Raw genomic sequence first — 13,823 nt, 5'->3', positions numbered from 1 at the left:
CGCTCTGGTCCGTGGTCCTTCGTGGTCAGCGCCCGTGCTTTTTCGCGTACTCGGTGAGCATGTCGAGGTAGCCGGGCACATAGAGCGAGCGAGGCGCGGCGACGGCTGTGATCACGGCCCAAAGGCTGTCGGGGTTGTCCAGTTCGTTCTTGACCGCGTTGTGGGAGCCGTTCGGGAGGTTCGCGACCGTGAGCAGGTCCCGGGGGACGCCTGCTCGATAGGCGGCTTCGGTCTCCTTGACGTCGACGTTGCGGTCGAGCTCCCCGAGTACGAGAAGCGTCGGCGTACGTACCTTCGGCAGCTGGTCGGTCACATCGGCGCGGAAGTTCTTGAGCACGAACCCCCAACGGTCCTTGCTCATCGGCGGGTTGTCCAGACCGGAGGCGACGTATTGGTCATATCCGACACCTTTCTCCAGGAGGCGGATCTGAGCGGCACGCCGACGGAGTTCGCTGTCGAGCTTGGCTTCCGGTGCGCCCTGCTCACGAAGTTCTGTCCGCAGGTTGTACTCGCCCTGCCGCAACCAGTTCACCGCCGCCCCGACCAGGATCATGAAGCGCAGGTCGGTACGCTCTCCCGCCACCTTGGGCAGCACCCAGCCACCCTGACTGATCCCCCACAGGCCCAGCCGGTTCGGGTCGATCTCCGGTTGCTTCTTGGCCCAGTCCAGCGCTGCTTCCACCTCCGCGCTGCGATCGCTCATGCTCTGGTGGAGCCAGTTCCCCGGCGCGCCGTCGATGCCGGGCTTGTTCCAGGACAGCGAGGCGTAGCCGGCACGTGCGAACGCCTCCCAGATGGGCCGGTAGAACCCGTCCCGGGAGGCGTCCGCCTCACCATCCCCGTGAGCGAAGACGACCAGTCCCCGCCGCCCTTCCCCCTCCGTCGGCAGGGCGAGCACCGCCTTCAGTGGGTGCTTCGGTCCGGGAATGGTGACCTGCACCTCGCGCACGGCGAAGTCGTTCTGCACGACGACCCACACCCCGAGCCCGGCCACCAGGGCGAACACGCAGGCGAGGGAGATCCAGAGTCGCTTGACCCAACGTCTTGCTTTCATGAAACTATCGTAACAGCTACGATAGTATGCAGAACTAACGAAGTGCTGCGTGTCTCCACTGACATGGAGATGTCGCCGCGCACCTCCAGGCGCATGTTGAAGTAGGGGTGGCCGTTGAACTTGAAATCAGATACTCCTCGTCGGGCGAGGAGGACACCTCCGTCATGCGGTGGACGTCGTAGCGGACGCTGAACTCGGCAGGCTGCTGGATCTGCGTCGCGCCTACGCCGACCTCGCGCCATCTTCGCGCCTGGCGTGGTCAGTGTGACTGGGTGCCGGAGGACGGCGACGGGCAGCGGCTCTCGCCGCTCTGTCCCGCGCGGCTGGGCTTCTGTCCGGGCGCGCGGAGCCGCTCATGTGGCCCGTCGTCGTGCTCGCCCGCGCCGATCGGCTCGCCGAGACAGCCGAGGCGAGAGCGACCGCGCTGGCCGTCAACCTTGATCTCGGCGGCTTCTCCGACCGGCTCCGTGACCAGGGCAGCCGGACGCTGCGAAATCTGCGGAGTTTGGCGGTTGCGTCACTCGTGTGGCTGGACTCTTGGCGCTCCCGCCAAAGCTCAGTCATAGGACCGGATTCACACTGGTGCGAACTCATCCAAGAAGAGAACCGCAGACCCCACGGAAGGACAGCAATGGTCAAGACGTCGGAAAGCAGCCTGCCCGCGGGCGAGCGCGTTCCTCCGGAGGACACGGCGGCGGCCGGAGTCGGGGAGGGGCCGGTTCGGGTTGCCCTGGACAAGGCGTTCACCAGGGCGGCCGCGGAGTTCGGTGATCCGGGCGTCCAGGCGGTCGCGATGTGCGACGGCGAGCTGATCTGGTCGGCGAACTCCGGCAAGGCGATCAACGACCCGCCCGCGCCGGTCACCGGCTCGACGATGTTCAGCTTCGCCAGCTTCGGCAAGCTGATTCTGTGCGCGTACACCCTACGCCAGGTCGAAAGCGGGGTCCTGGCCCTAGACAACCCGATATCGGCCTATGTCGGGCAGGACGTTCCGGGCTCCGACCTGGTCACGCCCCGGATGCTGCTCACCCACACCGCCGGCTACCCGGACCTGTACGAGCTCCCCGAGACCGCTCCGCTGTTCGAGGGCGGCGACCACTACGATCCGAACGAGCCCTACACCTTCGCCATGCTGGCGAAGGGCATCTTCCAGCCAGTCAACCCCGGCGAGCGGTTTGAGTACTCCAACGCCGGATTCCTCGTCCTGACGTACGTGCTGACCAGGATGTCCGGCGGAGACGAGGCGCTCGAGCGCGACCTCCGGCACTTCCTCCGACCGGCAGGGGTGACGAACGAGTCGCTGACCGCCGAACGGTCCCAGGAAGCCTTCCGTCGCCTGGCCCACGGTTACTCCATCGAGAAGGAGGGCGTGCTGGTCGACTTCTTCACTGCTTTCGGCGCCACGGGCATCCCCACCGACTTGTACGGCCTGCCGTTCGGGGACGGGCTGTTCGCTGGCACCGCGCTCGGCGGGGCCAAGTTCCTCGACGCGTTGTTCGTCGGGAAGCGGCTCCTTCGGCCCGACACGATCGAAGAGATGATCAGGACGTCTCCGCAGGCGGCCGCGCAGAGCGACACGTACGGGATGGCCACCGAGCGGGCCGAGGTCAGCGGGCGCGTCTGGCAGGGTCACCCGGGCGGGTACGGCGGATTCGGCTCGATGGGAGCGACCGACCTGACGCGTGGCGTGACCCTGATGGTCGTGGCCAACCGCATGAACGCCGATACTGCTGTGGAGATCTGGAAGGAACTGGCCGAGGCGTACGCCTCCGTCGCTCCCTGACGCAGTTCATATCCATCGTCGGGTTCGTCCTCGTCGACGTGCTGCAGGGGAATGGCCGTTGCGCGGCGGGCCGTTCGGTTACATCACGCCGTCGGAGTACGGCGGGACGCGCAAGGACAGGGGCTGGCCCGCACGCTGCTGGCCCATGTGCTGCGAGGACTGCGGGCCGACGGGTTGGACCATGCCGTACTCGACGTCGACGCCGAAAGCCCCACCGGCACCGTCGGCCTGTACCGGAGCCTCGGCTTCACCGTCACTTTTTCGGCATCCCTGTAGATAGACAGGAAAAAATGTGCAACAAGAGCGATCTGACTGTCGAATGTTCACTATGAAGCGATCTCTGGCGCTTGCCGCAGCAGCCCTCCTGACGGTCTCCGCCTCCTCGGGCGCGCCTGGCGACGCCGGTGGGGGAGATCCGTACTTTCCCGGGCAGGGCAACGGCGGTTACGACGCGGGCCACTACGATCTCCTACTCGACTACAACCCGAGCTCCAACGTCCTTCGCGGCGTCGCGACCATCAAGGCGCGCACCACGCAGGAGTTGAGCAGGTTCAATCTGGACCTGACCGCTGACCTCGGCGTCAGCGAGGTGACGGTGAACGGCGCGCCCGCGACCTTCACCCAAGGCGGGACGGAACTCGCCGTCACGCCCGTCGCGGCGCTCGCCTCGGGCCGTGCCTTCACGATCGTGGTCACCTACAAGGGCAGGCCCAAGCACGTCGTGGACCCCGACGGCTCACGCGGCGGCTGGATCCGTACCAGCGACGGTGTGTTCAACGCCAACGAGCCCCAGGGCGCGATGACCTGGTACCCCGGCAACCACCACATGACCGACAAGGCCACCTACCGCTTCTCGGTGACTGTGCCGAGTACCAGAGTGGCGGTCGCCAACGGTGACCTGATCTCGCGCAGGAGCACCGGTGACCGCGCCACGTACGTCTGGGACGCCAAGGAGCCGATGGCCAGTTACCTCGCAACCGTCACCATCGGAAAGTTCCGGCTGACCGACGCCAAGATCGGAAAGTACCGGACCATCGTCGCCGTCGACCCCAAGCTGGCCGGCAAGGCCGCGAACCTGGCCGAGCGCCACGCTCCCGTCCTCGACTACTTCGCCTCGCTCTTCGGCCCCTATCCCTTCTCCTCCACCGGCGCGATCGTCGATCACGCGCCGAAGGTGGACTACGCCCTGGAGACCCAGACCAGGCCCATCTACGCGGAGGTGCCCGGCGAGGGGCTGCTCGCCCACGAGCTGGCGCACCAGTGGTTCGGCGATTCGGTGACGCCCAGTCGGTGGCAGGACATCTGGCTCAACGAGGGCTTCGCCACCTACGCCGAGTGGCTCTGGCAGGACAAGATCGGCGAGCGAGGCCTTCAGACGTCCTTCGACATGGCCTACGCCACCCCCGCCAAGGACGCGTTCTGGAGGACGCCGCCCGCCGACCCCGGCGGCCCGGCGGCGCTCTTCCACGACCCTGTCTACTACCGCGGCGCGATGACCCTCCACGCCCTGCGGGGCAAGGTGGGTGACATGGCGTTCTTCCAGATCCTCAGCAGGTGGACGGCGGAGCACAAGTACGGCAACGCCGATACTCGCGCCTTCATCGCTCTGTCGGAGCGGGTCTCCGGCCATGACTTGTCCGGTCTCTTCACAGACTGGCTGTTCAAGCCCGGCAAACCGGCTTTGTGATCCTAGGTGTACGGCTTGCGCTTCCCGTTTGCTACGCCAGCCGTACTGGTCTTCAACGCCCCCGGCGGCTACGGCTCGATCACGTCGTGACCCGGGGGCGCCTGCCGTCAGCGCATGACCCGGCCGGCCTTCAACACCAGCTTCAGGTGCTTGTCCGGCCGGGACAGCACGGTGATGTCCTGCAGCGGATCGCCCTCCACCATCAGGATGTCGGCGTGGGCGCCGGCCGTGATCTCGCCGATGCGGCCCGGCAGCCCCACGAGGCGCGCGGCGACGCTGGTGGCGGAGCGGATGACATCGAGGGTGGGCTGCACCTCGGCGCGGAGGTCGAACTCCCGCGCCTGGTGCGGGTGCATGCCGCCGAGCAAGTCTGTGCCGAAGACGATGTCGATGCCGCCCCGGTGAGCCAGTTCCAGGGCGCGCAGCCCGTGGTCGAGCACTTCGGAAACCTTGCGATGACTGCCGGGCGGCAGGCCGTACCGCAGGCCCACCTCCGCCAGCGCCCGGTAGGTGATCAGCGTCGGGACGCAGCCACGCAACGATGACATCGTCTTCCGCGTCGACGTCGCGCGGCGGCTGGCCGGCTGGCACCTGCTCGCGCTGCTCTGGCTGACCGTCCCGGACATCGACCTGCGTGCCGTGGGGAACCGCCTGGCGACCTGGCCGGAAACCCGCATGTGCGCGGCTGTGACCGCTTCAACCAATCTCGCCCTGATCGTCAATTTGCACTCCTTCGAGCATCTGGAGGAGTTGCTGATCCGGGCCGCGAGGTTGTCTCCCGGCGTTGCCGTCGCTGAACGACGGCTGATCCTTCGGCAGGTGAAGATCTATGGCCGCGTGGTGGACGAGGACGGGCGATGCCTCCAGGTGATCCCCCCGACCCATGGGCTGCGGCAGACCTGCGGACGTGAGGCGTCTTCACGGTGCCTGCCTCGAAGGTGCACGCGGCGGCGATCTCGCCGTTGCTCAATCCTCGGATCGCCGAGGGGACCGCCGCCGGGCGTCCATCTTCCGATAGATCCTCACGCGTGAGCACAGGCGATCACCTCGTGCATGACCCATGGAACCTCGTCGCAACTCAGCTGCCACCGGGATCCCGCATTGGCCGATCGGATAATTCCGGTCCCGCGGAGTTTGGCGCTCCATCCAACGCCGGGTGACGAACCCGCTCCCACACTGATGGCGTGTTCAGCCAGGTGCAGCAGGTGGTCATCGTCCCGCTCTCTTGCTGCTGCACCTCCCCCGAAAGGAACGATTCCCCATGCCTACCATCACAGCACGAGGGTTCCTGGCGTTGACCGGCCTCACCGGGTTACTCGCCAGCGTGTTCACCGCCACCCCGACTGTCGCCACCGCCGCCACCCCCGCCGCCCCGGACACCTCGGCCACCGTCGTCCCGGCCACCGACCTGGCCCGACTGCTGGACGCCGCCCTGGCCGAGAGCGCGGCCAAGGTGGGAAACCCGGGCGTCCAGGCGGTCATCCTGCGCGACGGCCGGCTCGTCTGGTCGGGGAAGCACGGCAAGGCCGTCGACGACCCGCCCACGCCCGTCGCCGACGACACGCTGTTCGGCTTCGCGAGCTTCAGCAAGCTGCTCCTGGGCACGTACGCGCTTCACCAGGTCGAGGCGGGCAAACTCGCCCTGGACACCCCGATCTCGGCCTACATCGGCGACGACGTACCTGGCTCCGACGTGGTCACGCTCCGGATGCTGCTCACCCACACCGGGGGCTACCCCGACGTGTATGAGTCGCCCAAGCTCGCCGCGCTGCTTCCCGGCGGCGACCAGTACGAGCCGGGGAGGCCCTTCACCTGGCAGATGATCGCCCGCGCCCTGCGCCCTCCCGTCGATCCCGGCAAGAACTTCAGCTACTCCAACACCGGATTCCTCATCCTGACCCACGTGCTGAGCGTGCGCGCGGGCGGCGACCGAGAGCTCACCGCCGCCGTGAACGCCTTCACCGCCCGCGCCGGCTCCGTCGTGCCCGAGGACGGCAAGGTGCTGACAATGGAGCGAAAGCAGCGGGACTACTCCCGTTTCGCCCACGGCTACGATTACTTCCCCAAGCAGGGCAGGATCGACATGTTCACCCACTTCGGCGACACGGGCATCCCGACCGACATGTTCGGCCTCCCATGGGGCGACGGTCTGTTCGCCGGGACCGCGCTCGGCGGCGCGCAGTTCATCGATGCGCTGTATGCCAGAAAGGGGCTCCTGAAGCCGGCCACCCTGCGGGCGATGATCACGCCCACCTCGCAGTCCATCGCTGCCAAGGATCCCTACGGGATGGCCAGCTACCGCTTCGAGGCCGGGGACCGTGTCTGGCAGGGACACGCGGGCGCGTACGGCGGCTTCAACACGCTGGGCGGGACCGACCTGACCCGCGGCGTGACGATGATGGTGGTGGCCAACAATCTGGGCAAGGACGCGGCCGACAAAGTCTTCGCACGCCTGGCCAGGACGTACGCCTCGGCCACCAGCTGAAGTCACCCGCCCGCGTGTGGAGGGCGCTCCTCGTCCAGCCGATCCTCCCACGTGCCATCCTCCCGTCCTAGTCCGCCGCTCACCGTGCGGTGCTCAACCACGGCGGGCCGATCCCGCGGCCGTTTTTCGCGTATGAACAAAACGCCCGCGGCGACTTTTGCGTCCCGGCCAACCGCAAACCATGCCTGAGCTGTGATGCTGACCGGCACGGCACCCACGAGGTACGCCTGGCCACGCTGCTCGCGCCGACGCCGGTGCCACCCATCATCTGCTCTGAGAATCGGCTCGCCACGCTGTTCGCGTCGCGAGCCGGTGCGGAACACCCCCAACGTCATCGAAGGGCCGCACGTGAAGATCCATCAGGCGCTGTGCGCCGCCGCTCTCCTCCTGGCCGGATGCGCGCAAGTCCCCGCGCCCACCGCCGCCAAGGACACCCTGGTCTGGGCGAACACCTCCCCGGTCCGCAGTCTCGACATCGCGCACGGCTTCGACACCGCCTCAACCCTGGCCCAGTTCGCGATGCTCGACACCCCGGTCACCCTGGACAAGGCCGGCACGGTCGTCCCCTCGCTGGCCGAGTCCTGGGGGGAGACCAAGCCCGGGGTCTACGACTTCCAACTCCGCTCCGGCGTGACGTTCTCCGACGGCACGCCGCTGACCGCCGACGACGTGGCCTTCTCCTTGCGCCGCCATCTCGACCCCAAGGTCGCCTCGGAGGCAGCGAGTTACTTCACCACGGTCAAGAGCGTCGAGGCCACCGGGCCCGGCGCGGTCCGCGTGGTGCTGCGCCAGCCGAACGGGACCTTCCTGTCCACCGCCGCGATCGGCTGGCAGGTCGTGCCGCGCAAGGTGGCCGAGGCCCACCCCAAGGACCTGGGCAGCCCCGACGTCGGCACCCTCGGCACCGGCCCCTACAAGGTCGCCCGGTACTCCATCACCGACGGTCTCACACTGGTTCGCAACGAACGTTACTGGGGCAAGCAGCCCGCCCTGTCCAAGATCGAGGTCAAGGCGATCGAAGACCCCGAGTCGCTTCGCCTGGCCATCGCCTCGGGCGACGTGGAAGGGACCATGGACGTCCCGATCCCGGACATCCGCAAGTGGACCAGCATGACCGGCGTCACTACCGGTTTCTATCCCTCCAACAACCTGGCCTTCCTGTCCCTGGACGTCACGGCGGGGCCGCTGAAGGACGTGCACGTACGGCGCGCCGTCGCGCACGCCCTGGACAGGGAGGCGCTGGCCCGAGTGGGCACCGCCGGGCACGGCAAGCTCATCCCGGCACTGCTGACGACCCCCCAGCTCACGACGCTCTACGGTGACCAGGTGGAGCAGGCCACCGGCCGGCTGAGAACCTACAAGCACGACCTGGCCGCCGCGAAGGCGGAACTGGCCCAGTCGGCCTACCCCAACGGGTTCTCGATCACCGTGCCCTACGCCCCGGTCGAGAATCCGCTGGTCATCCAGGCCATCATCGCCGACCTCGCCAAGATCGGGATCAAGCTCACCCTGGACAACCAGCCGGAAGACGCCTTCCGGGCGCGGCTGATGTCCCACGACCGCGTCGGCATCCACTTCGCCGACTTGGGCTACTCCACGCCCGACCCGGGCGAGGTCCTGCCCGATCTGCTCAGCCGCGCCTCGGTCACGGAGGGCGGCTGGAACTTCTCCATGTACGCTTCGGCCGAACTGGACGAGCGGCTCGGCAAGACGCTGGCCGCCACCGGCCCGGCCAAGGCCGAGCTGGTCACGGAGGTGCTGGCCGAGGTCGCCGATCAGGTCCCCTACATTCCCCTGTACTGCATCGACCAGCCCTACACGCTGAACAAGAAGTTCACCGCCGAACTGAGCGCCTGGACCGTCGACGTGTACAGCGCCATCCGTCCGGCGGTGGCTTGACGTGGCCATCCTGTCCTTCATCGGCAAACGGGCGGCGGCGGCGGGACTCCTGCTCTGTGTCCTGTCCGTCCTCACCTTCGCGCTGCTCGCCGCCGCGCCGGGCAGCCCCGAGCAGGTCCTGCTCGGCAACCGTCCCTCCACCCCGGAGACCCGGGCGGCGATCCGGACGGAGTATCTGCTCGACGAGCCCGTCGCCGTCCGGTACGTCCACTGGCTCGGCAAGGCCCTGGAGGGCGACTTCGGCACCTCCTCCTACTCCCGGGAGCCGGTGACCTCCGTGATCGGCCAGCGTCTGCCGGTCACCGCCGCGCTGGCCGTCTACGGGATGGCGCTCACGCTGATCGTCGCGATCCCGGCCGGCCTGATCGCGGGCCTTCGCCGGGGCAGCGCGGTGGACCAGGGCATCAGCACCGCCGCGCTGGTCGCCGCGTCGATCCCGTCGTTCGTGCTGGGCCTGATCCTGCTGTACGGCTTCGCCGTGGCCCTGGGCTGGTTCCCGGTCTACGGCACCGGCGGCCTCGCCCACCTCACGCTGCCCGCCATCGCACTGGCCGCGGGGGAGGCAGCCATCATCATCCGGCAGACCCGCGCGGCCGCGCTCGACCTGGCGGGACAGGACTATCTGACCTTCGCCAGGGCGCGCGGGCTCGGCCGGTCGCGGATCTGGATCAGTTACGCGCTGCGCAACGCCTCGCTTCCGATCCTGACCGTGGGCGGGCTCACGCTGGCCGCCTACCTGACCGGGGCCGTCTTCGTCGAGCGGATCTTCAGCCTGCCGGGACTCGGCTCCCTGCTGATCCAGGCCGTCGGGCAGAAGGACGTCCCGCTCGTCCAGGCTCTGGTGCTGCTCGGCGGCTCGATCGTGGTGGCCGTGAACCTCCTGATCGACCTGGCCTACCTCGCGGTGGACGCCCGGGTCCGGCACGGGGTGATGGAGCCATGAGGGATCGGATCACCCTCTGGGCCTCGGCGGTCGTACTGGCGGTTCTGGTGGTGGCCGCGGTCGCGGGGCCCTGGCTGGCGCCGTACGAACCGGGTGGGCAGGACATCGCGCTGGGGCCGACCGGACCCGGCGCCGGGCACTGGCTGGGCACCGACGACCTGGGCCGGGACGTGTTCTCGCGGCTGCTGGCCGGGGCCGGCACCGCGCTGTGGGGGCCGGCCGTCGTCGCCGTGGGCACCACGGCGCTCGGGACCACGCTCGGCCTGGTCGCCGGCTACCACAAGGGCTGGACCGACGCCGTGCTCATGCGGGTGGCCGACCTGATGATCGCGCTGCCCGGACTGCTGGTGCTGATCGTGCTGGTCGGCATCATGGGCGGCGGGTACGGCTGGTCGATCGCCGCCCTGATCGTGCTGTACGCCCCGTTCGACACGCGCGTGATCCGCAGCCTGGCGCTCGCCCAGCGGGAGCTGGCTTACGTGGAGGCCGCGCGCACGCTGGGGCTGCGGTCACGGACAATCATGTTCCGGCACATCCTGCCCAACCTCGCCCCGACGGTGCTGGCCAACGTGCTGATGACCTTCGTGGTCGCGCTGGTCTCACTGGCGGGTCTGTCGTTCCTCGGCATCGGGCTGCCCGTGGGGACACCCGACTGGGGGCTGATGATCGAGGAGAACCGCGCCCTCCTGGACCTCAACCCGTGGGCCGCGCTGGCGCCCGCCGTGCTCATCGCGCTGGCGGCGATCGCGGCGACCCTGCTCGGTGACGGGCTGTTCGAGCAGTTCAACAGGAAGGGAGCCGGGCGTGCTGGCGATTGATGCGCTTCAGGTCAGGTACGGCTCCCGGCTGATCGTCGACGGCGTGGACCTGCGGGTCCGGGCCGGTGAGACGTTCGGTCTGGTGGGGGAGTCGGGAAGCGGCAAGTCGCTGACGGCACGCGCGGTCGTGGGCCTGCTCCCGCACGGCGTCACCGCCACGGGCTCGATCACCGTGGGCGGCACGCAGCTCATCGGCGCGGGCGAGGGAGTGCTGCGCGGCCTGCGGGGGAGCAGGGTCGGGCTGCTCATGCAGGACCCGTTCGCCATGCTGAACCCGCTGCGGACCGCCGGGCAGCACATCGCCGAGTCGCTGCCCGGTGCCGGGCGCGGCGAGGTCGCCGACCGACTCGCCGAGGTCGGCATCGACGACCCCTCGGTGCTCAAGCGGTATCCGTTCCAGCTCTCCGGCGGGATGCGCCAGCGGGTCGCCCTGGCGGCGGCGCTGGCCCGCGACCCCGAATTGCTGATCGCCGACGAGCCGACGACCGCGCTCGACGCCACGATCCAGGACGAGATCATGCGGTTGCTTGCCCGGATCCAGCGCGAGCGCGGCATGTCGGTCCTGCTGATCACCCACGACCTGCGCGTGGCCTTCGCCCTGTGCGACCGGATCGCGGTGATGTACGCGGGACGGATCGTCGAGCGAGGCCCGGCCCGTGCGATGGCCGACGATCCGGGCCATCCCTACACCGCTGGGCTGCTGCGCGCGCTGCCGTCCATCGAGCGGACCGTGGACCGGCTGACCGGGATCCCCGGCAGCGTCCCGGCCGCCTCCGCGGTTCAGGGGTCTTGCGCCTTCGTCTCCCGCTGCGACCAGGCCAGGGACGAATGCGCCGGCGCCCGGCCGCCGCTGCGGGAGGCGGGCGCGGATCGGCAGACGGCGTGCCCGTTCCCGGTCGAGCGGCAGCCACACCGTACCGAGGACGCGGGCCGTACGCCCACGTTCGGGCCTCCGCTGCTCCGCGTCGCCGGCCTGCGCAAGGATTACCGCCAGGTCAGGGCCGTACGTGAGGTGAGCTTCGAGGTGGCGGAGGGCGAGAGCGTCGGCGTGGTCGGCGAGTCGGGTTCCGGGAAAACCACGGTGGCCAGGTGCGTCCTCGGCCTGGTCACGCCGTCCAGCGGGCGCATCGACCTGGGAGCCGGGCCGCGGCACCGCCTCGTGCAGTGCGTCTTCCAGGATCCCTACACCTCACTGAACCCGGCCCGCTCGATCGGCGCGACGCTGGCCGAGGCGGCCCGCCAGGGCGCTCCCGAAGGGCGGATGACCCCGCAGGCACTGCTGGAGCTCGTGGGCCTGCCGCCCGCCTACGCCCGGCGGAAACCTGCGGAGCTGTCCGGAGGCGAGCGGCAGCGGGTCGCGATCGCCAGGGCGCTGGCCGTACGGCCGGCGCTGCTGGTCTGCGACGAGCCTGTGGCGTCGCTGGACGTGTCGGTGCAGGCGCACATCCTGGAGCTGCTGCGGCGGGTCAACCGCGAGCTGGGCACGAGCATGCTGTTCATCACGCACGACCTGGCGGTGGTGCGCCAGGTCACCGATCGGCTGGTCGTGATGCTGAAGGGTCAGGTCGTGGAGTCGGGGCTGACCGGACGGGTGCTGGACGCCCCCGAACACCCCTACACCCGCCGACTCGTCTCCTCGAGCGAAATATCTTTGGAAAGGTAGAAATGTACGACTTGGTGCTGCGAGGCGGCACAGTGTTCGACGGATTCGGGACACCGGGCCGAAGTGCCGATGTAGCCGTGTGTGACGGACGGGTCGCCCGAGTAGGTCCCGGTCTGGCCGGTCGGCGCGTGATCGACGTGGCCGGCCTGGCCGTCGCCCCCGGGTTCGTCGATCCGCACAGCCACTCGGACGAGGTGCCGTTCCTGGACGAGGCACAGCCGTTCAAGCTGTATCAGGGTGTGACCACCGAGATAGCGGGAAACTGCGGATACTCCGGCGGACCGCTGAGCGACTATCTCGACGCGGCCGAGGCGGCGGGGACGACCAACAATCTCGCCCTGCTCGTCGGGCACAACACGCTGCGCGAGGCCGTGGCCGGCCAGGACCGCAACCTCCCGGAGGGCGGTCTGGACCGGATGCTCGACCTGGCCGGCCAGGCCTTCGCGGCGGGCGCGTTCGGCTTCTCCTCCGGGCTGGAGTACGTGCCCGGCGCCTTCGCCGGAATCGACGAGCTGATCGCCCTCGGATACGTGGCCAGACGCTGGAACGGCACCTATGCCACCCACATGCGCAGCGAGAGCGAAGGTCTGGCGGACGCGCTGGACGAGGCGATCACCGTGGCCCGGTCAGCCGGGATCAGGTTGCAGATCTCCCACTGCAAGTCCTCGGGCCGGGCGGTGCACGGTTCCTCGGTGATGCTGCTCGGCAAGTTGACCAGGGCACGCCGCGGTGGTGTGGACGTACGCGGTGACCAGTATCCGTACCAGGCCTTCTGCACCTCCTTCACAGCCGTGCTCCCGCCCGAGGCGAGCGAGGGCGGCCAGGACGCCCTGCTGGCCAGGCTGCGCGAGCCCGCCACGAGAGCGGCGCTGCGTAGAGCCGCCGAAGACCCCTCCCGGGGCACCGGATCCGGGTTCTGGCGCGAACTCCATCCAGATGACGTGACCATCCTGGTGCACCGCGATCCGGCGATCGCCGGCAGAACGCTGGCCGGCCTGGGCGGTGACCCCTGGGACGCTCTGTGCGACCTGATCATGGGAGACCCCGACGCCGAGGGGGTGTTCCACACGATGCACGAAGACGATGTGGCCCAAATCATGGCCGACCCGCTGGTCAGCATCGGCTCGGACTCCGGCCCGCCGATCGGCCCCAACCATCCGCGTACGTTCGGGACCTTTCCGCGCTTCCTCGGAACCCATGTCCGCGAAGGCGCGGTCGTGCCCTTGCGGGAGGCGATCCGCAAGATGACCTCCGCGACGGCGGCGCAGTTCGCGCTGGCGGACCGCGGCTGGCTGGCAGCGGGGGCGATCGCGGACATCACGGTGTTCGACCCCGGGACCATCGGTCACGCCGGAACCTATGAGAAGCCGGATGTGCGGCCCACGGGCGTCCGGTACGTCTTCCTGGCCGGCTGTCCGGTGATCGAGGACGGCGAGTTCACCGGGGGGAGGCACGGGCGCATCCTGCGTCACAACCGTCCATGACCGGCCG

12 protein-coding genes are annotated in these 13,823 nt (G+C 69.0%); 10 read left to right on the top strand and 2 right to left on the bottom strand.

Annotated elements, in window-relative coordinates:
• Positions 1-25 precede the first annotated feature (25 nt).
• Entirely contained in the window at positions 26-1,054 is a 1,029-nt protein-coding gene (locus tag AB0J71_RS33000; RefSeq protein WP_364389368.1) for an alpha/beta hydrolase, read from the bottom strand.
• 355 nt (positions 1,055-1,409) lie between these two features.
• Here AB0J71_RS33000 and AB0J71_RS32995 point away from each other — a divergent pair, with 355 nt between their 5' ends.
• Genes AB0J71_RS32995 through AB0J71_RS32985 form a run of 3 tightly spaced genes read left to right on the top strand, consistent with a single transcriptional unit; the run spans position 1,410 to position 4,524 of the window.
• Complete coding sequence (locus AB0J71_RS32995; protein WP_364417771.1) at positions 1,410-2,837, top strand: serine hydrolase domain-containing protein; 1,428 nt, start codon at positions 1,410-1,412, stop codon at positions 2,835-2,837.
• A 51-nt stretch (positions 2,838-2,888) separates the two neighbouring features.
• Positions 2,889-3,113, top strand: coding sequence for a GNAT family N-acetyltransferase (locus AB0J71_RS32990; RefSeq protein WP_352321281.1), 225 nt, complete (start codon positions 2,889-2,891; stop codon positions 3,111-3,113).
• 52 nt (positions 3,114-3,165) lie between these two features.
• The gene (locus AB0J71_RS32985; protein ID WP_364417769.1) at positions 3,166-4,524 is read left to right on the top strand and encodes a M1 family metallopeptidase; all 1,359 of its coding nucleotides are present in this window, start codon (positions 3,166-3,168) and stop codon (positions 4,522-4,524) included.
• A 107-nt stretch (positions 4,525-4,631) separates the two neighbouring features.
• On the opposite strand, the gene AB0J71_RS32980 is transcribed toward AB0J71_RS32985, so the two are convergent.
• Positions 4,632-5,201, bottom strand: coding sequence for an amidohydrolase family protein (locus tag AB0J71_RS32980; protein ID WP_364417767.1), 570 nt, complete (start codon positions 5,199-5,201; stop codon positions 4,632-4,634).
• Here AB0J71_RS32980 and AB0J71_RS32975 point away from each other — a divergent pair.
• The 7 genes from AB0J71_RS32975 to AB0J71_RS32945 all read left to right on the top strand — a co-directional run bounded on the left by AB0J71_RS32975 (position 5,164) and on the right by AB0J71_RS32945 (position 13,816).
• Positions 5,164-5,556 carry a hypothetical protein gene (locus AB0J71_RS32975; RefSeq protein WP_364417765.1) on the top strand — a complete coding sequence of 131 codons (393 nt, stop codon included), beginning with the start codon at positions 5,164-5,166 and terminating at the stop codon, positions 5,554-5,556. The two genes, AB0J71_RS32980 and AB0J71_RS32975, sit on opposite strands and share 38 nt — an antisense overlap.
• Positions 5,557-5,785: 229 nt before the next feature.
• Positions 5,786-7,009: a serine hydrolase domain-containing protein gene (locus AB0J71_RS32970; protein WP_364417763.1), complete on the top strand. Its 1,224-nt coding sequence runs from the start codon at positions 5,786-5,788 to the stop codon at positions 7,007-7,009.
• A gap of 348 nt (positions 7,010-7,357) precedes the next feature.
• Complete coding sequence (locus AB0J71_RS32965) at positions 7,358-8,908, top strand: ABC transporter substrate-binding protein (RefSeq protein ID WP_364417761.1); 1,551 nt, start codon at positions 7,358-7,360, stop codon at positions 8,906-8,908.
• A gap of 1 nt (position 8,909) precedes the next feature.
• Positions 8,910-9,851 (top strand): ABC transporter permease, encoded by a 942-nt coding sequence (locus AB0J71_RS32960; RefSeq protein WP_364417758.1) that lies wholly within the window; start codon positions 8,910-8,912, stop codon positions 9,849-9,851.
• The gene (locus AB0J71_RS32955; protein WP_364417756.1) at positions 9,848-10,669 is read left to right on the top strand and encodes an ABC transporter permease; all 822 of its coding nucleotides are present in this window, start codon (positions 9,848-9,850) and stop codon (positions 10,667-10,669) included. The genes AB0J71_RS32960 and AB0J71_RS32955 overlap by 4 nt, the downstream gene beginning before the upstream one ends.
• Positions 10,656-12,332: an ABC transporter ATP-binding protein gene (locus tag AB0J71_RS32950; protein WP_364417754.1), complete on the top strand. Its 1,677-nt coding sequence runs from the start codon at positions 10,656-10,658 to the stop codon at positions 12,330-12,332. The genes AB0J71_RS32955 and AB0J71_RS32950 overlap by 14 nt, the downstream gene beginning before the upstream one ends.
• Before the next feature lie 128 nt (positions 12,333-12,460).
• Positions 12,461-13,816, top strand: a complete 1,356-nt coding sequence (locus tag AB0J71_RS32945; protein ID WP_364417752.1) for an amidohydrolase family protein — start codon at positions 12,461-12,463, stop codon at positions 13,814-13,816.
• The last annotated feature ends 7 nt before the right edge of the window (positions 13,817-13,823 follow it).

It is taken from the genome of Nonomuraea sp. NPDC049637 (assembly GCF_040675235.1).
Lineage (GTDB): Bacteria > Actinomycetota > Actinomycetes > Streptosporangiales > Streptosporangiaceae > Nonomuraea.
This window is presented reverse-complemented; position numbering and strand designations above follow the sequence as displayed.